Raw genomic sequence first — 22,246 nt, 5'->3', positions numbered from 1 at the left:
ATTCTCATTGATTGCTGAATCACTAAAATATAGAGAGCTGAACATCATTATCATAAGCAACAAAAGAATCAAACATCTTTTTCATAAACCAGTTGCCTTTCCTTTTGATAATTCTATTATATATTTTGTCAAAAATTCCAACTAGATGATTTTGTCATCGTTTCACATGACAAATGTCACAAAAAAGGCGACTCGGTTGAGTCGCCTTTCAATGATTCTTTGATTTTATTCAACACTAAAAAGATATGGATAAACTGGTTGTCCACCTTTATGGATTTCCACTTCTACATCTTCAAATTTTTCAGTAATATCTTGAGCCAATTCATTGGCCAAATCTTCACTTCCATCTTCACCGATGTAAATCGTCACAATTTCGCTGTCTATATCTAACATTTTACTGAATGTTTCATTCAATGTTGTCAACATATCCGGATTAGACACAACAATTTTTCCATCTACCATACCAAGATTATCGTTTTCATGAATTTCCAATCCATCAATCGTTGTATCGCGAACAGCTGTTGTCACACTACCACTTATCACATCCGTAAGAGCAGCCGTCATTCGGTCATGATTTTCCTCAATAGATTTACTTGAATCAAAAGCCAATAGGCTTGTTAAACCTTGCGGAATCGTTCTTGTTTCTATTACTGCAGCAGGTTGTTCAATTACCTCAGCTGCCGATTGTGCCGCCATGAAAATATTCTTATTGTTTGGCAAGATAATGATATGGCGAGCATTGACCTGTTCAACTGCCTTAATAAAATCTTCTGTTGAAGGATTCATCGTTTGACCACCGGAGATGATGTAGTCTACTCCTTGTGCCTTAAAGATTTCTGCCAAACCTTCACCAGCCACAACTGCAATAACAGCATACTCCTTTTCTTCAGCAGTTTGCTTGTTCTCACGCTCTTCCTTTTCAACTTGTGCATCATGTTGATTGCGCATATTATCTACTTTGACTTTGACAAGGCTTCCATATTTCAAGCCTTCCTGCATGACTAAACCTGGATCTTCCGTGTGGACATGAACCTTTACAATTTCGTCATCATTGACGACAAGGAGTGAGTCCCCCAATTCATTCAAATAATTGCGAAATTCATCATAATCAAATTCTTTTACATACGTTGGACCTTTTTTCAAAGCCACCATGATTTCAGTACAATAACCGAATTTGATGTCTTCTGTTGCCACATGACTCGCTACTGACTTATGATGCTCTGCATTAATCATTTCCGTCATTGTTGCAGGCGTTGCCTGAAACTCTTCGGATGCAATGTATTCACCTGTCAACGCTGCCAAAAAGCCTTCATAGATGAACACCAAACCTTGACCACCAGAGTCCACAACTCCCACTTCCTTTAAGACCGGAAGCATATCTGGTGTCTTCGCAAGAGCTATCTTAGCACTCTCAAGAGCAGCCTTCATCACCTCAACAGCATCGTCTGTTTCTTCTGCTTTTTTTCTAGCACCGATTGCAGCCCCGCGAGAAACAGTTAAAATCGTTCCTTCAACAGGCTTCATCACAGCTTTGTAGGCCACTTCAACTCCAGACTGAAAGGCAAGAGCTAAATCTTGTCCTGTTAATTCTTCCTTTTCTTTCACACTCTGAGAGAAACCACGGAAAAGCTGTGAAGTAATAACACCAGAATTCCCACGCGCCCCCATCAAGAGACCTTTAGCAAAAATTCCAGCCACTTCACCAACAGTAGAAGCAGATTTATCTGCAACTTCCTTTGCTCCATTTTCAATGGTCATTCCCATATTGGTACCTGTGTCACCATCCGGCACAGGAAAAACATTTAAAGAATTGACATATTCAGCCTGTTTATTCAAACGAGTAGATGCAGACTGCACCATTTCTTGAAATAAACTAGTAGTAATATTTGACACGATTATTCTCCTACAACTTTAATATTTTGGATATAGACATTTACTGTTTCAGCAGTAATTCCAAGCTGATTCTCAAGACTGAATTTCACACGCTCTTGAATATTTTTAGACACTTCACTTATCTTAGTACCATAGCTCAAAACTGTATACACATCAACAGCAATGCTTCCTTCTTCCGTTGTTTTTACTACAACACCTTTTGCATAATTTTCTTTGCCCAACAAAGCTTGGAAATTATCCTTAATGGCATTTTTACTGGCCATTCCGACTACACCAAAAATTTCAGTTGCCGCTCCGCCAACGATTGTCGCAATAACATCATCTGTCAGCTCGATTTGACCATCTTTTGTATTGATTTTTACAGTCATAATTTCTACCTCAAAAGTATTTTATAGTTTATTTTACCATATTTTACGCGGACTGTACAAGAGAGAGTACATCATTAAAAAGGATTCAATCAATATGGAATGTTTCTTTTACTTATCTTAAAACAAACATATCCGTAATCCGCTTTCTTATGCAAAAGAAAATGAACCTCTCAAAGGTCCATCCTTTCGTTAATTAAACGCGTTCAACTTTGCCAGATTTAAGGGCGCGTGCTGAAGCCCAAACTTTCTTAGGTTTACCATCAACTAAGATTGTCACCTTTTGAAGATTTGGTTTCACAGTACGTTTTGTTTGGTTCATTGCGTGAGAGCGGTTGTTTCCTGATACAGTTTTACGACCTGTAAAGTAACATACTTTTGCCATTTATACTTGTCCTCCTGATTAGTTTTACGGGCTTTATACCACATACCGTAAAATTTTATCACAATTTTTAAGATTTTGCAAGACTATTTTTCTTATATTTCAAAATTCAAGTAGATCAATGACTTTCTTAAATTTTAAACATAAATAATTCCTAAGCGACCAAAAGATACATCTCCTTTTACATAAAGAGTCTTATCTTTCTCATTGATATTACGGGGATTCGTCACTGTACCAAAAGCATTATCCACATCTAACTCTACACGCCAATTACTTGGTACATATAATGTAGCATTCCCAAAAGATACATCAATATCAAAAGTTGCAGAGTCTCCTTTAATGATAGCATTGTCAAAATAAACCGTAGCATTCCCAAAAGCACAATCTAGTGTTTCATAAGTAAAATCATCCGAATGGATATAGCGTGTACCACTTCCAAAATTGATGTCTCCATTTATGACACGACGAGCATTTTGACCATGATAAATACCCCAAATTCGTTTTGGTTTGAAAATCAATCCAATACCAATAGAAGCCAAAATCCCTGCTAGGAAAATCGTTCCAGATGAGATGGGCAAAAAGTGATAGCTGCTATTTGCAACGATTAAGGAAATAATGGCTAAAATAATCCCGCCAGATAAATTTCCTCTCCAAAAATTTTCAATTGCAAAGTAAGCAAATCCAAGCACAACAAGCATTGGCCAAAAATTGAAATCAATAAGCGGAATACCAAAATTTCCTTGTAGCAGCACCCAGCCGGCTAATACCAAAAGCCCCACTCCAAACAATGTTTTTCTCATAATATTTACCTCATTTCACTTAATTTTTCTTTTAGGAATTGAAAATAATGCCTAGACACATGCACTTGCTTATGGGTATCATAAAAGCGAATACTGCTCGTTCCTGAAAAAGACTTTTCTAATGAATAAATTGCTTTAATATTCGTAATCGTTGATTTAGAAATACGACAGAAATACCGCGGCAAACATTCTTCTAGCTCATACAATTTCAGTTTGACTTCATAAGCATTATTTCGAGCATGCGCAAAAATTTTATTTCCATCCGTTTCAAAGAAGAGGATATCTGCTAAATCAACATAATATTCACTCGTATCTTTGTAAAAAAGTATAGATGGCTTGGCAACTTCTTCCAGAGAACGTTGAATGCGCTCTATCTGTTCATCAAAGCAAGGTGCCTTAATGACAATTTCTGCTTCTTCCAGATTCGAATCTAACTCTACTCGAATTTTCATAAACGCTCCCCTCGCTTTTCTTTATTTTATTATAACAATTGTCACATGAAATTCAAGCGATTTTCAATAAGTGGTTCATTTGGATAGGTAAGTGGTCGTGAAATCTGAATAACTTACTTGTTTTTCATGAGCTGACCAGATTATAGCCCCTTTTTACGTACTGTATAAACAACAAAAAAGCCTTCAATTCAATGAAGACCTTCAATGATGCCGATTATAGGGCTTGAACCTACGACCTACGCGTTACGAGTGCGTTGCTCTACCAACTGAGCTAAATCGGCGAAATAAACGTATAAATCTATTCTAGCATGCAAATTTGATTTGTCAAGAGGAAACGAAAAAATAATGAATCCTATACTACATCACAAACAACTCAAGTCAAAAGAAAATCCCGCCAAAGCGAGATTTTCTTTTTTATTTGGTAAGCTTAATTAAGCTTTACCTTCTGAACCGAATACGTCGATACGTTCTTCAACAGCTTCTGTAATTGCTTCGAAACCTGGTTTCAAGAATTTACGTGGGTCAAAGAGTTTCTTCTTATCGTATTCTGCTTCGTTTGCTTCGTATTCAGCAGCAAATTTACGAGTAGCTTTAGCAAAAGCAATTTGACATTCAGTATTTACGTTAACTTTTGCCACACCCAATTTGATAGCTGCTTGGATTTGGTCATCAGGAATACCTGAACCACCATGCAATACGATTGGGAAGCCAGGAACAGCTTCTGTCAATTTTTGCAAGTGATCAAGGTGAAGACCTTTCCAGTTAGCTGGATATGGTCCGTGAATGTTCCCAATACCTGCTGCAAGGAAGTCAATTCCAGTTTCAACCATTGCTTTTGCATCTTCGATTGGAGCCAATTCACCGTCACCGATGATACCGTCTTCTTCGCCACCGATTGTGCCAACTTCAGCTTCCACTGATACTCCATTTGCATGCGCAAATTCAACCACTTTACGAGCTTTTTCAAGGTTTTCTTCAACTGGAAGATGAGAACCATCAAACATAACTGAAGTATAACCAACTTTGATACATTCAAGTGCATCTTCATAATGACCATGGTCAAGGTGAATAGCAACTGGTACAGTAATTCCCATTGATTCTACAAGGCTTTCAATGAGGAGTTTACATACTTTATAACCACCCATATATTTAGCAGCACCCATAGAAGTTTGGATAAGAACTGGAGCTTTTTTAGCTTCTGCTGCACGCAAGATAGCTTGAGTCCACTCAAGGTTGTTTGTATTAAATCCACCAACTGCATAACCATTGTCACGAGCTGCTTGGACAAATTTTTCTGCTGAAACGATTGCCATTAGTATTAGGCCTCCTATTTATTTTTATGGGTTTCCCCACTTACATTGTTTATTTTATCACTTTTCAGGAAAAAATACCAGCATTTCCTAATCTTTTAAGCGTTTTCTCATATAAAACAATTTTCTCATTCTCATATTTCAAAATGGCAAAACAAAAAAACTGACCGAAGCCAGCCTATCTGATGCGGAGAGAGGGACTTGAACCCTCACGACCTAAAGCGGTCACAGGATCCTTAGTCCTGCGCGTCTGCCAATTCCGCCATCCCCGCGATTGAGTACTTTATTAGTATAACAAGATAGAACCACCTTGTCAAGAAATTTTTTTGAAAAAATGGAACTGTCAGTAAACAATCCGAAACATGCATTTTAAGCAGTATCGTTTTAAAACAGCTCTTTTCGTACAAAAAAGAAACTTCTATGAAACTTATCGTTCATAGAAATTTCTTGTACCCGTTTTATTTTACATGATTTTCATAATCATCTTGTGCTTTTTGATTAGACGCTTCTTTTTCTTTCAGCCATTTCTTTTTAGCACTTTCGTATTCTTTAGTCGTCACAATTTTATCTTGTAATTTAACATATTTAAAGTAGTTACTTGAACCACCTTTAATCCCTACCAGAGAGTAAGAACGACTAAACGGAACAGTCTTTGTCACAGACGGAGTCCCTCCAAGAGAGAGATTAGGCATTGTCAAAGCACTATCAATCAACCACGCTTGTGCTTCAGCATATTTTTCATAACGTTTCGTCTCATTGGTTTCAGCATTTGCTTCCTCAAGCATTGTAGTATAGGTATCCAAACCAACAGCCTTTATCTTAGCATTCTCTTGACCTGGTTCTAAGCCAAAGTTCTGCAAACTACCACCATTTTTAGTATTCAAGGTATCTAGATAAGTGGATGGGTCTTGATAGTCTCCTGACCAACCACCATTGTACAAATCATAATCTTTTTGAGCGGCAGTATTGGCAAAATAACTGATATTGTTCAGTTCATCTGAGCTCATCTGCTGAATATCAATCACAACATTATCGGCTCCTAAGACAGACTCAACAGATTGTTTCATAGAACTTTCCCACTGAACACCGATTTTACTAGTTTGATCAGCTGGTACGTCTAAGTGAATGGGAAATTGAACACCTTTGGCCTGCAATTCTGCTTTTGCCTGAGCAAATTTAGCTTTTGCTTTTTCTGGATTGTAGTAAGCATCTTGCGCATCAGTCAGATTCATATTAGACCATTCTGAACCATAATTTACTAACTTAGAGGATACCACATCGCCAAAAGTCTTATCTCCAATGGAAACAAATGTTGGTGGCACAAGCGTGTTCCGCAACACCTTTGTTGCACCATCTTTCCCATTACTTTGTGCACCGTAAGAAGTGCGGTTATAAGCAAAGTTGATAGCTTGACGAAAAGCTTTGTTTAGTACCGCTTCTTGCGTTGAAGATTTTTGAGCATCTGTTTTCTTAGATGTGTGATTGTAAGACTGACGATTTAAGTTAAAATTGTAATAATAACTAGTTGCATCTTGTAAACTATAGATGATATTGTTGGCATATTGTTTCTTGACAGAAGCAAAACTTGAACTATTTGGATAGAGACGAGCCGCACTATAGGCGCCATCTGTGAAGTTTCGGATAAGCGCTTCTTGGTCCGATCCATCATAATAAGTCAATTTGATATTGTCCAAGTGAACATTCTTTTTATCATAGTAATGAGGATTTTTAGCAAATTCCATAGAGGATTTAGCCGTCAAAGACTTCAGCAGATATGGACCGTTGTAAAGAATGCTACTCGGTTTCACAGAACCAAAATTCTTTCCTTGCGATTTCAAAAAGTCCGCATTTACTGGAAAGAGAATATTATTGGTTGTTTTTGAATTCCAATAAGGTTCCGTACGACTTAAAGTATACTGTACTGTATAATCATCTACAGCTTTCACACCAACTGTTGAAAAATCTTTTGTCTCCCCTTTGATATACGCATCTAATCCTTTGACAGAATCTTGCACAAGGTAAAGGGCTTCAGATTTATTATCTGCAGCATATTTCAAACCTGTCACAAAGTCTTGTGCTTTTACACCTGCGTACTCTTCACCTTCTGATGTGTACCATTTTGCGTCTTTACGTAATTTATAGGTATAGGTCAAACCATCTTTGGAGACTGTCCATGACTTAGCGAGTGCTGGAACTAAGTTTCCGTATCGGTCATTTTCTAATAATCCATCAACTAAATTGGTCACAACATCTGAAGTTGTCGCACGATTAGCCATCAGATAATTCAACGTGTCTGGATCTTGTGTATACACATATGAGTATGTTGACGTATTAGAAGTTGACTTGCCACAACCTGCTAATAAGATTCCAGTGCTTAGCACAACTCCCGTTGCAATAATCCATTTTGATGATTTCATAGATAAACCTCCTCTAATATCACATTTAATTACATCGCATATTATGCCAAAACAGTTTTAAAAAGTAAAAATCATTTTTTAACAAAAAATATTATCCATTTAAATAATAGTCATTTATTAGGTTATACAATCAAAATAGTTTTAATTATGCATAAAGAATCAAAAATTACAAATTCCGCTATCTAGACTAAGTTGAATAAACATTCTTTTTGAGTTAAAAAAATAAGATACTCTACTTTATTAAAACAGCAACCGCTACCCTCCTTTGACTAAATATTGAACCTATTATACACTTTTTTATATAAATACAAGATAAATTATGAATTTTTAGAAAATTTTTCAGATATTATATAAAAAACTCATTTTAAAGTACTTTAAAATGAGTCACTTCTCTTATAAATATAAAATCGCAAGTGTTAGTAAACTAGCTATAAGACCGATTCCCCAGAAAAAGAAATCAACTTTCCATTCGCTCCAAGCTTGACCATGACCTGACAAACCACCTAGTTCAAAATGGTGGTGAACTGGTGTCATCCGAAAAATCCGTTTGCCTCCAGTCAATTTGAAATAAGAAACCTGCATCATAACTGAAGTTGTCTCAAAGACATAGACAATCCCAATGATAAGAAGCGTCCATTCTTGGTGAAGCGCTATCGAAATTGCTGCTAACATACCACCAAGAGCCAAACTTCCTACATCCCCCATAAAAATCTTGGCTGGTTTATGATTGAAAATAAAGAATGCAAGCAGACCACCAATCATACTCAAAATAACAATTAAAATATCTAAACGATGTTGAACTGTCGCAATGACTGCATAAGCTACTAAACTGATTGTAACAGAAATACTGGCCAATCCATCAATGCCATCTGTCAAATTGACTGCGTTGGAAAAGCCAACCAACCAAAAGAGAGTAAAAGCAATATAAAGATAGCCTAAATGAAGTGGGAAACCAAAAACATTGAGTAAATCTCCCCCACCGTGGGTATCAAAAAAGAAGTAAAAAACAATGCCACCGATAATTTGAAGAGCTAGTTTCTGCTTGGGATTTAAACCTTCATTTATTTTACGAAAAACCTTTAAAAAATCATCCAAGAAACCAACGATACCATACAAAACCAGAATAAATAGTACCATCAAGGCAGCACTTGAAAGTTCTTTAGAAATGAGAGCTGTCACAAAACTAGATAACACAGAAGCTAGCAAAAACACAGTTCCTCCCATAGTAGGAGTTCCAGCTTTTGCTTGGTGTTGTTTCACATCTTCGTGCATTTGTTGGCCGGAAATATGGGCTTTGTGATAAAAACGAATAAAAGCAGGTATTCCAACTAAAGTTAGAATAAAAGTCACAATACCTGCAATGATAGCTTGTAACATGCTAATCTCCTAATGTAATTGTTATTTCTTTTATTTTTTTAAGCGATGCGTTGGTCCTGACACTTTGAGCTACAACTTTTGAGCCTTTACCTTTGACATGGACTTTTATGCCTAACCAATCACCAAATGTTTCAGCATTTTTCTTCGTCCAACCATACATATCAGGCATTTCTGTAAAATCATCTGTTAGGATAAGAATTTGCTTATTGGACTTCAGCTCTTCATCTGCTTTCGCGGAAACTTTCTTAATATTTTTACCGGTTCCCAAAACAATAGGTTGCACAAGATTGCGTCGTAATTCATCAGCCAAATCACCAGGACTAGTATTCTTAGCGGAGGGCATTTTATAAGTCAATTCTTTTGAAACAGATTTTAGAACAGGAGATTGTGTCGTCAAGTTCAGCGTATCTTTCATCGCTACAGCCTCTTCCAATACAGGGTTAACAACTTCTTTCCAGAAAATGGGTTGGAAAGATTCTGAAGGTTGCTTCAGAGTTACATACATGATAAAATCGGGATTTTCAGCTGGTGTCATAGCCACAACAGAATAGATGTAATCATTTTCACCTGTTAGATAACCACTACCATTTTCACCTGCAATCTGCGCTGTACCTGATTTAACTGCCACATTTTGGTTAGGCACTCTGATAATTGGACCACCTTCCGCCTTACTATACAAGGTTCCGTAAACAGGATCTGTACCGACAGTTACCATATAATCTCTCGTTGTCTTAGCAGCCTCTTTTGAAACAGGACGCCCAACAATCTCTGTAGAACTCTTGCGTGCACGACCACTTTTTGAATCGTAGATAGCACTAATGAATTTTGGTTCAACCATTACGCCATCATTGGCTATGGAAGAAAAAGCCCGTAACATTTGTACTTGCGTAACTGAAATTCCCTGACCAAAGGCACTCATTGCATAGGTTACGATATTATCTGCCGGAAGACCACCGTAATCTTCATAATTCATTCCAAAACGCGTGGGTAATCCAAATTTAAATTTGCTAAGGTAGTCTAGCCATTTTTCATCTCCCATTTTCTTTTCAAGAGAAGCCATTCCCACATTACTAGAAAGGGCAAAACCTTGGGCATATGTTAGTGTTTGCCCTTCAGAAAGCCCCATATTGACAAGCCAGTCACGAATCGTCACATCTGCAATTTGCAGCCCACTATTATTATAGGTTTCGTTTGCTGGAAAAGTCTTGTTATCTATCGCCGCAGCGAGTGTCATGACTTTCATCGTTGAGCCCGGTTCATATTGATTTTGATAGAGAGCACTGGACCAAGCGAAGTCTTTTGTCAGATCTTGCTTCGTATCAGCATCAAAGCTTGGACGCTGTGTCGTTGCAAGAATCTCCCCAGTTTTTGCACTGACTAATGTGGCACTGGCATAAGTTCCCTTAGCTTTTTCTACAAACGCATTCATCCGCGTTTCAAGGAAAGACTGTAAGTCTGAGGATAAGGTTGTATAAATATCTTTTCCATCTTGTGTTTTCTTTGAAACCTTGTCAGATCCTGGTACTATATTTCCGTTTTTATCTTTTTCATAGGTGATGACTCCATTTGTTCCGGCTAATGTCTTATTTAAAGCAGCTTCTAAACCTGTCGTACCAACAAGCGTTTTGCTACCATCTTTATTTTCCTGAAGTTGCGCTAATCCAATAAACACTGAAGCAAAATTCCCATTTTTATAACTTCTATTTGGACTAGTTGTAAAATCAACTCCTTTTATTTTTGCCTTTTTCAATTCCTCACGAATGGTATTCATATTACTATAACTGATTCCATTTCCTTGGGAACCAAATGAAACTTGCTGTAATTTTTTTCGAGATAATTGCTTTTTGACGTAATCCTTCTCCATGCCGAGATGCTTATTAAACACTTCAGCTACTTTGTCATATTGAGATTCTTCTACGTAAAGAATTTCTCCAGTTGCTGACTTATAGTTTTTATCAATAACAGCATAAACATTATAGGAAGTTGCGTCTTCAGCTATTGGAAGACCATTGCGATCATAAATCGTTCCACGCTTTGCGGGTACAATCCTTGTCACCTGATGCACCAGACTTGCTTGTTTAGCCAAGTTCACACCAAACTTTTTTCCAGTTCCAATGATAATTGCAAAATTGATCAAGAAAACAAAAAAGACAAAAACCGTCAAAACGCTTAGGTTTTTCCCCACTCGTCTACGGTTATAGTTAGGATTTCTCCGATTTTTCAAAGCATGGTTTAAAATTTGTCTTTTGAGTCCATTCATGCTTTATTCCGCCGTTCTGATATTTTCATTATTTTGGGTCATTTCCTGTGAACTTGCTAATTTTGACAAACGTTCACTACGAATCAATTCGTTTACTTCTTGTTTAGCATCATCTAGTTCTGTGCGCTTTGCTTCAATTTTTGAATTGACAGTCGTTAAATCACGTTGCACCTGCAATAATTTTGTTTGCATAAAGACAACACTGGTTGCTAAGATAACCGCTGTCAAGACTATCGCTCCATAAAATGCTTTCTCAACACGAGAAAATTTTTGAATTCGTGCCTGAAGTATCTGGCCAGTTGTTCTTGTTCTAGTTGCCATCTCAATCCTCACTTATGTACTTTTTGCGCCACACGCAGCTTAGCTGAATGGGCTCGATTATTTTGATCTAATTCTTCTTGACTTGGTAAAATGGGTTTCCGAGTGACCAACTTCATTTTAGGCTGTAATTCCTCTGGAATAAACGGCAACCCTTTCGGTACTTCTACTGTTGAGGCTACTTTAAAAAGCTGCTTGGTCAAGCGATCCTCCAACGAATGAAACGTAATCACCGAAATACGCCCATCAACCGTCAACAAGTCCATCGCTTGTTGAATGGACTCATCTGCCGCTCCCAACTCATCATTAACTTCGATGCGAATGGCTTGAAAAATCTGTTTAGCAGGGTGCCCCTTTTTTTTCAATTCCTTGGCAGGCTTAGCAGATTTGATAATCTCTGCTAACTCCGTAGTGGTCTCAATCGGTTTCTTTTCACGCATTTGCTCAATTTTCCGAGCAATTTGCTTTGAAAATTTATCTTCTCCATACTTGAAGAAAATCCGCACCAAATCGTGATAGCTGTATTGATTGACTACTGCATAAGCCGTCAACTTTGCATCCTGATTCATCCGCATGTCAAGCGGAGCATCCTGTTTATAGGAAAAACCACGCTTGCGCTCATCCAATTGCGGACTAGAAACCCCTAAATCATAACAAATGCCATCAATTTCTTCAACACCTAACTCACGCAAACGTTCCTTTAAATGACGAAAATTATCATTGATAAAGGTCACCATTCCTCGCGCTACATAAAGCGCTAAGTGTTTTTGAGCATAATCAATAGCGGTCTGATCTTGATCAAAAGCATATAAATGACCGTTTTTTCCTAATTTACTTAAAAGATATTCACTATGCCCTGCCCCGCCTAATGTCGCATCAACATAGATTCCATCTGGTTTTACATTAAGCTGATCAATGGTTTCGTGTAGAAGAACTGTTACATGATGAAATTCATTTGTCATATCTTCACTATTATACCATAAAGATTTAAAAAATGAATTTCAGAATCATGTAAAGTTTTTTGTCAATTATACTTGACATATTTACTTAGTTTCTTCTATAATAATATAATTATAAAAGTCAGTTATATTTGACATCAAACCAAGGATAAAAGCATGAATCGAGTAAAAGATTTCCGAAAAAAATTAGATCTCTCACAATTGGACCTTGCTAAAAAGATTGGCGTTTCGCGGCAGACAATTAACATGATTGAAAACAACAAATATAACCCAACACTAGAACTTTGCATTAGTTTAGCACTAGCTTTGAAGACAGACCTAAATACACTTTTTTGGAACAAGTAAAAAATAGAAAGACTAAATTCAAATGAATCTTCAACAATACAAAAAAATTATCTTACCTCTTCTAGCTATTCTCTTTATCATTTCCTTCTACTTTTTCTTCACCTTGACAGATCCGATATTGTTTTGGATAGATGTGGCAGTGATTGCTTGCTGCATCTTTCTCGGTCGAAAATTTTTGAAGAAGGATTAGACTTCTTGCGCCTTCCTTCTCGTTTTTTAAGCTGCTTTGTGGTAAAATAAAGTCATTATTCTATGAAGGAAGATAAGAATGTCACGTTTTTTATCAAGATTGTCTCCTGCGAGGCGTATTTTATTGAGTTTTGCCTTCGTTATCGTGGTGGGCTCTCTTCTTTTAGATCTGCCTTTCGTGCAGGTAGCAACTTCTAAAGCCAACTATTTCGACCATCTCTTCACGTCGGTTTCAATGGTCTGTGTGACCGGACTTTTTACGCAGTCTGTTGCAGATACTTACAATATTTGGGGACAGATTATCTGCATGCTTCTTATTCAAATCGGTGGTTTGGGGCTGATTAGCTTCATCGGGCTGATTTACGTCCGCTCCAATCAGAAACTCAGCCTTTCCAATCGGACCACTTTGCAAGAAAGTCTCAGTCAAAACGAAACAAATTCTATACGTGATTTTCTCCGCTCGATTTTTCTAATCACTTTTAGTATAGAAACCCTTGGAGCCTTGATTCTCAGTTTTCGTTTTATCCCTCTTTTAGGCTGGGGAAAGGGCGCTCTAACTTCCATTTTCCTTGCTATTTCTGCTTTTTGTAATGCCGGATTTGATAATTTAGGTAGTAATAGTTTACTAGCCTATCAAACAGATGCTCTGGTTAATTTAACCATTGCTGCTTTAATTATCATGGGTGGTTTAGGTTTTTCAGTTTGGTTCGACCTAAAAACAAATATTCAAACAAATGGTCGAAAAAGAAAACTACGTTTTCATACAAAATTAGTTCTAGCTTTGACTGCCATTATCTTAATAAGCGGAACCTGTTTGACACTCTTAACGGAATATCACAATGCAAACACAATCGGTCGGCTTCCTATGGGAAATAAACTCTTAGTTAGTTTCTTTCAAACCGTCACCATGCGGACAGCTGGATTTGCAACGATTGACTATACTCAAGCTCGTCCGGTGACACTACTTCTTTACATCATTCAAATGTTTCTAGGGGGTGCTCCTGGAGGAACAGCAGGCGGACTGAAAATTACCACTTTCTTAGTTGTATTAGCCTTTGCTCGAACAGAAATTCTTGGTTTGCCTAATACAAATTTCGGACACCATACCTTTTCTCCATCCACCATTCAAAAAGCTTTCAGTGTTTTGATTGTCTTTACGACAACCTTTATTTTAGGACTGACATTCTTAACATTGACTGCAGATAATGGGCATCGGTTCATCTATTTAATGTTTGAAGCGATGTCTGCTCTTGGAACGGTGGGAGTGACTGCAAATTTAACACCTACTTTAAATCATGCAGCTTTAACAGTTATCATGTTTTTGATGTTTATCGGACGGATTGGACCGTTGACATTAATTGTCAGTCTCTCCAATCGAAAACCAAATAAAAAAGAAGCGATTAAGTTTGCCAATGCAAATATTATCGTTGGATAGGAAGGAATTTCATGGATAAACGAACAATTGGTATACTAGGGCTAGGAGTTTTCGGTCGCAGTATCATTAACACACTTTGCAAATACAACTGCGATATTATTGCAGTTGACGATCATGATGATGTCATCAATCATTTTGAACCAGTTTTGGCACGCGGAGTTGTAGGAGACATTACAGACTATGATTTGCTACAGGCAGCAGGAATTGATACTTGTGATACTGTAGTGGTCGCTACTGGGGATAATCTAGAATCCAGCGTCCTTGCCGTCATGCACTGTAAATCTTTAGGCGTTGAAAAAGTGATTGCTAAGGTAAAAAGCAAGACAACCCGAAAAGTGTTGCTAAAAGTCGGGGCTGATCGCTGCATCTCCCCTGAACGTGAAACTGGGATTTCACTTGCTAAAAATATCTTGCACCAAGCCACTACTGATGTGATTGAATTAGACAAAAATGTAGCCATTGTTGAATTTTATCCACCTCAATCCTGGATTGGTAAAAATTTAGCACAATTGAAACTTCGTCAAAACTATAATCTGAATATTATCGGTTTTCGAGAAAATCCTGATGGTGTACTTAATATTGATACACCACCTAGCTACATTTTTAAAGATAAAGAACTGTTAATGGCTGTCGTTGATAGTCAAACATTTGATCATTTTGAGGATATTACCAAATAGCCAAAAATCGCTGAGAATATTTCTCAGCGATTTTTATATCATTTCTGTTACGAATTTGGATCATCCAAACTTCTACCGTGCAGGCCTTTTTCTCGTTGGACTTGACGGAGCTTTTCTGGCGTGATGTCATTTCCTGCTTCATCTACAATCTTGATTCCTTCGATGTGGTGACGAACGCTACGACGATACCCTTCGATATATTCTTCCCGCAACTTAGCTTGCTCTACTTTCTCTTCGGGTGTTAAGCCAACTGTTTTCTTTTTCTTGGCAAGCTCATTGATTCGTGCAATTTTCTTTGAATCCATAAAATTCACCTCTTATCATTTCGTATTGATTTGGTTAAACTGTGCTACTTTTTTAGCCTTTGTCATTAAAGTGACTAAAAGCGCCAAACGATTTGCTCGGATTGCTTCATCTTCTGCCATGACCATGGTGTTATCAAAGAAGGCATCAATGACCGGACTTAAAGCAAATAATTGTTCAATATTACCTGCAAGATCATCAGATAAAGTCAAGTGCTCGATTGCTGTATGAAGTTCTTTTTCCTCTTCATTTTCAAACAGACTTTCATTCACAACACTCACTGCTTCTGCTTTTTCTGCCAAATTAAAGACACGCGCCAAACTTTCAACTGCTGGTTTGAAAGAATTTTCTTGTGCTTTTTCTGCTAGAAGAGCCGCCACCTCGACCAAATCACGTACAACAAACGTCGAGCTGTTGAGCACAGCTGTTACGATATCTTTCGGAATATCATTATCCATCATTTTTTCAATACGCGCACGGAAGAAATCAAGTACCTGCTCTTTGTTACTATATGTGAGACTATCAAACTGCAGCGCATAGAGCTGTTCTATCAATTCATCTAAGGCAATATGCCAACCAAATTTATCCAAAATGCGCACAACACCTTGTGTTGCCCTACGAAGAGCATAAGGGTCATTTGAACCGCTTGGAATGAGTCCGACTGAGAAGAACGAAAGAATCGTGTCTATCTTGTCTGCAATGGCTAAAATAGCACCAACTTTCGTATCTGGCAATTCACCGTCACTGGCAGTTGGTAAATAATGCTCTCGAATAGCTCTAGCTACTGCTGTGTTTTCTCCTGCAAGTAGAGCATATTTTTCTCCCATGATACCTTGCAATTCATCAAATTCTCCAACCATACCGGTCAATAAATCAAATTTGTAAATAGATGCGGCACGGGCTACATCTTTTGCTTCCCGAGTAGATAAGTGTGCTTTTTCTGCTAAAAGAGCTGCGATCTTTGCTGTTCGTTCCATGTGCTCCGCTAATGAGCCAATTTTTTCATGGAAAGTTACATTTTTCAACTTGTCAACCAAGTCAGAAATAATCAATCGTTGATCTTCGCGCCAGAAAAATTCTGCATCTTCTAACCGAGCCACTAAAACTTTCTGATTTCCTTTAACGACATTTTCGAGGTGTTCTGCATTTCCGTTGCGTACCGATACGAAATATGGAAGAAGCTTGCCATTTTCATTGCGAACAACAAAATAACGTTGATTAACCTTCATAGACGTAACAAGGACTTCTTCCGGCACATCTAAGTAACGATCGTCAAAACGCCCAATAAAGGCGGTTGGATACTCAATCAAGTTCAGCACTTCATCTAGCAAATTTTCATCAATTTCCACATGAACATTGTGCATTCTCTCAATTTCTTTGATTTGATCCAAAATCATGTTTTCTCGTTCCATTGGACTAGCAATGACAAAAACTTCGCGCAGATCTTCTTCATAAGAATCTGCAGACTGAATCTTCACTTCATGACCTAGAAAACGATGCCCCCGACTTGTCCGTCCACTTTCAATATCAAACAAATTCATCAAAAAAGATTCATCATCCAATAACACGGTGAGGGTATGAACAGGGCGAATATATTCAAATGTATGGCTACCCCAGTGCATATTTACAGGAAAAGTTAATGATTTCAATACATCCACAATACCGTCAATCAATTCCTCAACAGGTTTTCCGATTTCTTGTTTGGTGACATAGACATATTCCTCACCTTTTACTTCACGAAATGTGATATCTTCAACCGTCAAACCTTTTCCACGAACAAAGCCTTGCGCAGCTTTCGTAAAATGACCATCTGCATCCAAAGCAATTTTCTTACTTGGTCCTTTGAAGTCTTCTGTCAGGTCTGTTTGCTTTTCACTTAGATTGGACACACGTACAGCCAAGCGACGAGGAGTGGAAAACATTTCAATCTTATCGAATGTCAAACGATTGTCTGTTAAAAAGGCTGCCATTTTATCACGCAATTGTTTCATGCTTGGTGTTACAACATAAGCAGGCATTTCTTCAAGCCCTAACTCAACCAATAAATTCTTCGTCATTTTTATTCCTCCTCAGACAATAATTTCTCACGTGTTGCTTTGTCTAACAATGGATAGCCTAGCCGTTTGCGTTCTGCCACAAAGGTTTTAGCAACAATGCGTGCTAAATTCCGAATCCGAGCAATGTAACCCGCTCGCTCTGTCACAGAAACCGCTCCGCGCGCATCCAACAAATTAAAAGTATGTGAGCATTTCAACACATAATCATAAGCAGGGTGCACAAGATTATATTCCAAGCAGCGTTTTGCTTCTGCTTCAAAATGATCAAAATTTTCTAAAAGCAAGGCTTGGTCGCTCACTTCAAAACTGTATTTTGAATGTTCAAATTCTGGCTGACGGAAAATTTCGCCATACTTAACTCCATCTGCCCACTCAATATCATAAACGGAATCCACCTCTTGGATATAGGACGCTAGCCGCTCCAAACCGTAAGTTACTTCTGAGGTAACTGGATCAGTAGACAAACCACCGACCTGTTGGAAATAAGTAAACTGCGTGATTTCCATACCGTCAAGCCATACTTCCCAACCCAAACCTGCAGAACCAGTTGAAGGATTTTCCCAGTTATCCTCAACAAAACGAATATCATGCTCCAACGGGTTAATCCCCAGCAATTCTAACGACTGCAAATACAACTCTTGAATGTTGCTTGGGCTTGGTTTCATTACAACTTGAAACTGATGATGTTGGTAGAGGCGATTCGGATTTTCGCCGTAACGCCCATCTGCTGGACGTCGCGAAGGTTCGACATAAGCCGCATTCCATGGCTCAGGTCCAATGGCACGAAGAAAAGTATATGGGCTCATGGTTCCAGCACCTTTTTCATTATCATAGGCCTGCATGAGCATACAGCCCTGTTCATTCCAAAACTGCTGCAACGTTAAAATAATTTCCTGAAAGGTTAATTTTTTAGACATTTATAACTCCTTATCCCTTATCATCAAAAAAAGTAGAACTGCATCGATACGACACCCTATACAGCTTTGCATAGGGGCGTCAAAACGCGGTTCCACCCTAGTTTATTACTTCATTGTTAATATAGCCTTAAGATAACATCAAGGACTAAAATTTACCGAAAGCTCCATCTTCATTCAGCTCTTATCTGGCTTCCACCATCCCAGACTCGCTAGCAAGTAATTGCATGAGACTTCTTTCATACAAAACATTATAGCAAGAAATAGGAAATTTGTAAAAGGAAAATATTTTCTTTCATGTATATTTGTTAGAACTTCCACACAAACTACACTAATTGAGCTAGTAAACACCTATCAGATGGTTATCTAATTCGTTCCATTTGTTATCTAACTAAAACTACTATTTTACTTATCTCCATAGTGAATCATTACCTAAACCCTTCCAAAAGCTTGTCTAGTTCTTGCTAAGCTTCTGGATGGTGCCTCTGAGCTGGTCCAGCATGTTCAGGAGGTCGGAGGTCTTGGTCTCAATCTCGCTGTTAATATTGGCGACAATCTCCGTCAGCGGAGCCACTTCCTCCTCCTAAAAGGTATCCACATGGCGGGGAATATTTGTCTTACTCATTTTCCTCACTCTTTTTTATGTTTTCTATACTCAATATATTCTCTCAAAGTCAATATTTCAAGGTCTCCGATACTATTTTCGACTATGTATAAATCGTTTAAACCATCTTTTTCGTTAGTATCTAAGATCCTCTTCGCTTCTATTATCTTTTTTATTGACTTATAGAATTTCTTATCAAAAATCTCATCCGATACTTCTTGATAAATTATACCCTTTTTAGTTGAAGCTTTTATCGTGATAGTCGCTGGTGATATTTTACCAGCTGATTCCACCTTTACTATTTTTTTATTCTTAATAACAGCTAAAATTTTAATGATTAACTCTTTTAGCAGTTCAACCACAAGACCTACGGCTACCGCCCTCAACATTTCATCGTTTAAAATTATCTCAATAAAAGAATCAAAAGAAGCCTGTATACTGTCTTCTCCAAAAAATAGAAGTTCTACTCCTTCTTTAGAACAACTTTCTCTCAACTCTATCTCTTCTTGCTCAGAAAATAATAAGTATGCCCCTCTAACGCCAATACTTTTTTTCATGAATATTGCTCCTTTTCTTTTACAAAAAAATTGAAACACAGCATTTTTTATCTAACTTAGTTCAAAGACCCCAGTTTGGTCAAATATAGAAAAAATGTTATCAACCGTCATTTCTCCAGTTCTATATTTTTCAAATAACTTTAAAAAATGCATCCTTCTTAAAACTATTTTCATCCGAATCGTTTTTAGAAAATAATATATACAAAAGGGTCAAAATTGCACCAATAAATCCTGGAATAGTAAAAAAATTCATCTCTTCTCCCTAACTTTTAAATTCTCTTCTAGTCTTCTTTTACTTAGCACACATAAAGAAAAGGCGCTACTCGCCCTCTCTTTAATCACTATTCAATTACAACTTATTTCTTTAGATATTTAATCAAAACATCATCTGACAATGATTTGTTATCATTAAATTTTACTGAATGATCATAATACCTTTCAAACCAATCAGGATTTTCCATTGTTTTATCAAGTATATATTCTTTATCCTTGTCAGTCACATATCTATCAGTAATCTCTCTTTTTCTTAACTCTTTTTTAGTCAAAACTTTTTCATTAGGCCTCTTATCTTTAAACATCGTCTGAATTCGATCAAAAATAGCTGAAATATATCTAGTAGGAGTCACAACAAAACTCTGGCTTACAATCTTTTTAGGAACTAGGATTAAAAGTTCATCGTCATTTTTATCATTATTTTGAACAACGACATAGCGACTTTCAAATGTAGACCACTGATGATTTTCTATGTCCCAATAATCAAAATTTACAACCTCGTCACTAATTTTCAAACCATGAATTTTCGCTTGTTCCAAAGAATACTCTAATAATTTTTTCTTCAAAAGACTTGTGAGTAAATCAGACATTCTATCCTTAGAAAATCTTTTAACAAAAACTGGCATGGCAATAGAGGTCAATAATCTTTCCTTTAAAGAATCTATAGCTTTTGAAACATAACCAAAATATTGATCTAGCATTTCTTTGGAAACCCCCTTACCTTTAGATTTACTTGAGGAGTAACCTAAGTGCATTGCATCGCATTCTTTTGAATGAGTAAATAGTCCCAATGCATAGTCTTTTTGATTTTTTTGATAATATAAATCATAAGCTGTTGCTAAAAAGTCAACTACAATTGCTTCATAATCTGCTGGCAGCAATAATGGATCTATAAATAAGCGTGCATCCTTCTCTATATCAACATCTAAAAAATCTAAGCCAATTTGTATTTGCTCTCTATTTAAAATTTTTGATATATGTATAGTACATACCTTCTTTCTTTAATTATTATAGAAAAGCAAGGGCAGAAAATTTTAATTTACATTTTTCAAGATAAATGTTAAACTGTAATAGAATTTTTGAATAGTGCTTACCATCATTACCTCTAAAATTCAATTACCCTTGTCAAAGACGTTAGTTACAGCTATCGTCTTTTTTTCTATGTTAAAATTGTATCAAAAAATGCAAAAGAAAACAAGTAATTATTACAACATATAGAACAGGGGTAAGAAATATATACAATATATAGTGTTTATAATAAATAATACGCTTATTCTTTTATTATATTTCATAATATTGTATTCACAATGAACCATTTTAATATCACACTCTTAGACTTGTAATAAGTTTTGTAACCCCATTTTAATTCATCTTATATATTTACTCAAATTATACCTCAAATCCACCAAAAATCCCCTAGAAATCATTCTAAGGGATTGACTTTACCCTGCCACTTCCGCTGCTGGTTCCGTTTTTGTTTTCTTGCTTGGACTGGATAGGCGGCGCTTGCTGTCGCGGATGGTGTTGAGGTCTTTTAGGAGTTTAGCAAAGTGGAGTTTTTCGGGATAGGCTTCTGCGGAGGCTGCGGTATAGCGCATAAAGAGGTCATAGATACGGGAGAGCTCGGTACGCAGCTGCTTGGTTTTGCCGACTTCTTTGCTAGACTTGGCTGCACGCGCTAGAGCTTCTGCCCGGTCATAGTCTTCCTGAGCTGTTGCCACGGCGGTAAGCATCGGCAGAAGACCCAAGGTAGTCACTGCTGCATCATAAGGTTCCTCCTTGAGGGTTTTGAGAAGGCTCTTGATTTCAGCAGTTGCGACATCATTGGTATGCTTGGTGATGTCCTTATACTTCGCAAGAACTGGCGTTAGGGTTTCGTGGGCGGCTTTGAGATTGGGCTCCTTGATCTTGGCAAAACCCCTATGCAAGGTAAACAGTCCGACTAGGGCACTGTCTCGTTCCTTATCCACTTCTGCTAAACTCAAGGTCTGCTTATTTTCTACGCTGGCCAACTGGGCTTGGAATTGCTCCAGCTTACTGTCAAAGACTTCAAGATGATTATCATACATAGCCTCATCCTTGTAGGACTTGGCAAAGCTAGTGAGAACCTGATGAGAGTCCGTCATCAGACTCTCAAACTCACGGTTAGTAAAGTTGCTGTAAGGCAGGGGGCGAATGGTGTAGGTTTTTGTCATAATAAATCCTTTCCAAAAATATGATAAAACAAGTATAGCATGTGGTGATAAATCTTTGGCAAGGCTACTCTGAAATGTTGTTTTTAAGCTCCGAAAAGAGCATTTTCCTCTTTTTCAAAGAAAAAAGACAGCAAAAATCCCCATCTGATTGCTAGTAAACCTTC

Annotated in this window: 20 protein-coding genes and 2 tRNA genes; 3 read left to right on the top strand and 19 right to left on the bottom strand. The window is 37.4% G+C overall.

Annotation, left to right across the window (positions count from 1 at the left end; all coding sequences use genetic code 11):
• Positions 1 to 225: 225 nt before the first annotated feature.
• From HMPREF2963_RS07465 to rsmH, 13 genes are all read right to left on the bottom strand, one after another.
• Positions 226 to 1,893, bottom strand: coding sequence for a DAK2 domain-containing protein (locus HMPREF2963_RS07465; RefSeq protein WP_006270062.1), 1,668 nt, complete (start codon positions 1,891 to 1,893; stop codon positions 226 to 228).
• 2 nt (positions 1,894 to 1,895) lie between these two features.
• Positions 1,896 to 2,261, bottom strand: a complete 366-nt coding sequence (locus HMPREF2963_RS07460; protein WP_003025907.1) for an Asp23/Gls24 family envelope stress response protein — start codon at positions 2,259 to 2,261, stop codon at positions 1,896 to 1,898.
• A 193-nt stretch (positions 2,262 to 2,454) separates the two neighbouring features.
• Positions 2,455 to 2,643, bottom strand: coding sequence for a 50S ribosomal protein L28 (gene rpmB, locus HMPREF2963_RS07455; RefSeq protein ID WP_003025909.1), 189 nt, complete (start codon positions 2,641 to 2,643; stop codon positions 2,455 to 2,457).
• A 134-nt stretch (positions 2,644 to 2,777) separates the two neighbouring features.
• Positions 2,778 to 3,440: a LiaF transmembrane domain-containing protein gene (locus tag HMPREF2963_RS07450; RefSeq protein ID WP_003070318.1), complete on the bottom strand. Its 663-nt coding sequence runs from the start codon at positions 3,438 to 3,440 to the stop codon at positions 2,778 to 2,780.
• Between the two features lie 5 nt (positions 3,441 to 3,445).
• On the bottom strand, positions 3,446 to 3,892 hold the full coding sequence (locus tag HMPREF2963_RS07445; protein ID WP_070669308.1) for a LytTR family DNA-binding domain-containing protein: 447 nt from the start codon (positions 3,890 to 3,892) through the stop codon (positions 3,446 to 3,448).
• Positions 3,893 to 4,100: 208 nt separating this feature from the next.
• Positions 4,101 to 4,173: transfer RNA gene (locus HMPREF2963_RS07440), tRNA-Thr, on the bottom strand.
• 150 nt (positions 4,174 to 4,323) lie between these two features.
• Complete coding sequence (locus HMPREF2963_RS07435; protein WP_003070319.1) at positions 4,324 to 5,205, bottom strand: class II fructose-bisphosphate aldolase; 882 nt, start codon at positions 5,203 to 5,205, stop codon at positions 4,324 to 4,326.
• A gap of 183 nt (positions 5,206 to 5,388) precedes the next feature.
• Positions 5,389 to 5,474: transfer RNA gene (locus HMPREF2963_RS07430), tRNA-Leu, on the bottom strand.
• A 186-nt stretch (positions 5,475 to 5,660) separates the two neighbouring features.
• On the bottom strand, positions 5,661 to 7,619 hold the full coding sequence (locus HMPREF2963_RS07425) for a peptide ABC transporter substrate-binding protein (RefSeq protein WP_070669307.1): 1,959 nt from the start codon (positions 7,617 to 7,619) through the stop codon (positions 5,661 to 5,663).
• Positions 7,620 to 8,012: 393 nt separating this feature from the next.
• Positions 8,013 to 8,996, bottom strand: coding sequence for a phospho-N-acetylmuramoyl-pentapeptide-transferase (mraY, locus tag HMPREF2963_RS07420; RefSeq protein ID WP_048800364.1), 984 nt, complete (start codon positions 8,994 to 8,996; stop codon positions 8,013 to 8,015).
• Between the two features lies 1 nt (position 8,997).
• Positions 8,998 to 11,256 carry a penicillin-binding protein PBP2X gene (gene pbp2X / locus HMPREF2963_RS07415; RefSeq protein ID WP_070669306.1) on the bottom strand — a complete coding sequence of 753 codons (2,259 nt, stop codon included), beginning with the start codon at positions 11,254 to 11,256 and terminating at the stop codon, positions 8,998 to 9,000.
• Positions 11,257 to 11,259: 3 nt separating this feature from the next.
• Positions 11,260 to 11,577: a cell division protein FtsL gene (ftsL, locus tag HMPREF2963_RS07410; RefSeq protein ID WP_003070323.1), complete on the bottom strand. Its 318-nt coding sequence runs from the start codon at positions 11,575 to 11,577 to the stop codon at positions 11,260 to 11,262.
• An 8-nt stretch (positions 11,578 to 11,585) separates the two neighbouring features.
• Positions 11,586 to 12,536, bottom strand: a complete 951-nt coding sequence (gene rsmH / locus HMPREF2963_RS07405) for a 16S rRNA (cytosine(1402)-N(4))-methyltransferase RsmH (protein WP_070669305.1) — start codon at positions 12,534 to 12,536, stop codon at positions 11,586 to 11,588.
• Between the two features lie 153 nt (positions 12,537 to 12,689).
• Between rsmH and HMPREF2963_RS07400 the strand changes: the two genes are divergently transcribed.
• The 3 genes from HMPREF2963_RS07400 (at position 12,690) to HMPREF2963_RS07390 (ending at position 15,179) form a co-directional block, all read left to right on the top strand.
• Positions 12,690 to 12,878, top strand: a complete 189-nt coding sequence (locus tag HMPREF2963_RS07400; protein ID WP_003070327.1) for a helix-turn-helix transcriptional regulator — start codon at positions 12,690 to 12,692, stop codon at positions 12,876 to 12,878.
• A 268-nt stretch (positions 12,879 to 13,146) separates the two neighbouring features.
• Complete coding sequence (locus tag HMPREF2963_RS07395; RefSeq protein WP_003070328.1) at positions 13,147 to 14,502, top strand: TrkH family potassium uptake protein; 1,356 nt, start codon at positions 13,147 to 13,149, stop codon at positions 14,500 to 14,502.
• Positions 14,503 to 14,513: 11 nt separating this feature from the next.
• Positions 14,514 to 15,179 carry a potassium channel family protein gene (locus tag HMPREF2963_RS07390; RefSeq protein ID WP_006270110.1) on the top strand — a complete coding sequence of 222 codons (666 nt, stop codon included), beginning with the start codon at positions 14,514 to 14,516 and terminating at the stop codon, positions 15,177 to 15,179.
• 47 nt (positions 15,180 to 15,226) lie between these two features.
• On the opposite strand, the gene HMPREF2963_RS07385 is transcribed toward HMPREF2963_RS07390, so the two are convergent.
• From HMPREF2963_RS07385 to HMPREF2963_RS07360, 6 genes are all read right to left on the bottom strand, one after another.
• The gene (locus HMPREF2963_RS07385; RefSeq protein ID WP_003070331.1) at positions 15,227 to 15,484 is read right to left on the bottom strand and encodes a DUF896 family protein; all 258 of its coding nucleotides are present in this window, start codon (positions 15,482 to 15,484) and stop codon (positions 15,227 to 15,229) included.
• A gap of 15 nt (positions 15,485 to 15,499) precedes the next feature.
• Entirely contained in the window at positions 15,500 to 17,539 is a 2,040-nt protein-coding gene (gene glyS, locus HMPREF2963_RS07380) for a glycine--tRNA ligase subunit beta (RefSeq protein ID WP_070669304.1), read from the bottom strand.
• Between the two features lie 2 nt (positions 17,540 to 17,541).
• Positions 17,542 to 18,456 carry a glycine--tRNA ligase subunit alpha gene (gene glyQ, locus HMPREF2963_RS07375; protein ID WP_070669303.1) on the bottom strand — a complete coding sequence of 305 codons (915 nt, stop codon included), beginning with the start codon at positions 18,454 to 18,456 and terminating at the stop codon, positions 17,542 to 17,544.
• Between the two features lie 627 nt (positions 18,457 to 19,083).
• The gene (locus HMPREF2963_RS07370) at positions 19,084 to 19,614 is read right to left on the bottom strand and encodes a hypothetical protein (protein ID WP_070669302.1); all 531 of its coding nucleotides are present in this window, start codon (positions 19,612 to 19,614) and stop codon (positions 19,084 to 19,086) included.
• A 356-nt stretch (positions 19,615 to 19,970) separates the two neighbouring features.
• Complete coding sequence (locus HMPREF2963_RS07365) at positions 19,971 to 20,768, bottom strand: hypothetical protein (RefSeq protein ID WP_261786514.1); 798 nt, start codon at positions 20,766 to 20,768, stop codon at positions 19,971 to 19,973.
• A 561-nt stretch (positions 20,769 to 21,329) separates the two neighbouring features.
• Positions 21,330 to 22,082, bottom strand: coding sequence for a DUF6261 family protein (locus HMPREF2963_RS07360; RefSeq protein WP_049482216.1), 753 nt, complete (start codon positions 22,080 to 22,082; stop codon positions 21,330 to 21,332).
• Positions 22,083 to 22,246 lie beyond the last annotated feature (164 nt).

The sequence above is a fragment of the Streptococcus sp. HMSC067A03 genome, from assembly GCF_001814295.1.
Classification (GTDB): Bacteria; Bacillota; Bacilli; order Lactobacillales; family Streptococcaceae; genus Streptococcus; species Streptococcus constellatus.
The sequence above is the reverse complement of the archived record's forward strand: the minus strand, read 5'-3'. Positions and strand labels throughout refer to the sequence as shown.

Coding starts and splice junctions, on each gene's coding strand:
- rpmB (WP_003025909.1), bottom strand. CDS start 2,643: ATGGCAAAAGTATGTTACTTTACAGGTCGTAAAACTGTATCAGGAAAC.
- pbp2X (WP_070669306.1), bottom strand. CDS start 11,256: ATGAATGGACTCAAAAGACAAATTTTAAACCATGCTTTGAAAAATCGG.
- HMPREF2963_RS07445 (WP_070669308.1), bottom strand. CDS start 3,892: ATGAAAATTCGAGTAGAGTTAGATTCGAATCTGGAAGAAGCAGAAATT.
- HMPREF2963_RS07400 (WP_003070327.1), top strand. CDS start 12,690: ATGAATCGAGTAAAAGATTTCCGAAAAAAATTAGATCTCTCACAATTG.
- HMPREF2963_RS07390 (WP_006270110.1), top strand. CDS start 14,514: ATGGATAAACGAACAATTGGTATACTAGGGCTAGGAGTTTTCGGTCGC.
- rsmH (WP_070669305.1), bottom strand. CDS start 12,536: ATGACAAATGAATTTCATCATGTAACAGTTCTTCTACACGAAACCATT.
- ftsL (WP_003070323.1), bottom strand. CDS start 11,577: ATGGCAACTAGAACAAGAACAACTGGCCAGATACTTCAGGCACGAATT.
- HMPREF2963_RS07435 (WP_003070319.1), bottom strand. CDS start 5,205: ATGGCAATCGTTTCAGCAGAAAAATTTGTCCAAGCAGCTCGTGACAAT.
- glyQ (WP_070669303.1), bottom strand. CDS start 18,456: ATGTCTAAAAAATTAACCTTTCAGGAAATTATTTTAACGTTGCAGCAG.
- HMPREF2963_RS07360 (WP_049482216.1), bottom strand. CDS start 22,082: ATGACAAAAACCTACACCATTCGCCCCCTGCCTTACAGCAACTTTACT.
- HMPREF2963_RS07395 (WP_003070328.1), top strand. CDS start 13,147: ATGTCACGTTTTTTATCAAGATTGTCTCCTGCGAGGCGTATTTTATTG.
- HMPREF2963_RS07370 (WP_070669302.1), bottom strand. CDS start 19,614: ATGAAAAAAAGTATTGGCGTTAGAGGGGCATACTTATTATTTTCTGAG.
- HMPREF2963_RS07385 (WP_003070331.1), bottom strand. CDS start 15,484: ATGGATTCAAAGAAAATTGCACGAATCAATGAGCTTGCCAAGAAAAAG.
- glyS (WP_070669304.1), bottom strand. CDS start 17,539: ATGACGAAGAATTTATTGGTTGAGTTAGGGCTTGAAGAAATGCCTGCT.
- HMPREF2963_RS07450 (WP_003070318.1), bottom strand. CDS start 3,440: ATGAGAAAAACATTGTTTGGAGTGGGGCTTTTGGTATTAGCCGGCTGG.
- HMPREF2963_RS07460 (WP_003025907.1), bottom strand. CDS start 2,261: ATGACTGTAAAAATCAATACAAAAGATGGTCAAATCGAGCTGACAGAT.
- HMPREF2963_RS07425 (WP_070669307.1), bottom strand. CDS start 7,619: ATGAAATCATCAAAATGGATTATTGCAACGGGAGTTGTGCTAAGCACT.
- mraY (WP_048800364.1), bottom strand. CDS start 8,996: ATGTTACAAGCTATCATTGCAGGTATTGTGACTTTTATTCTAACTTTA.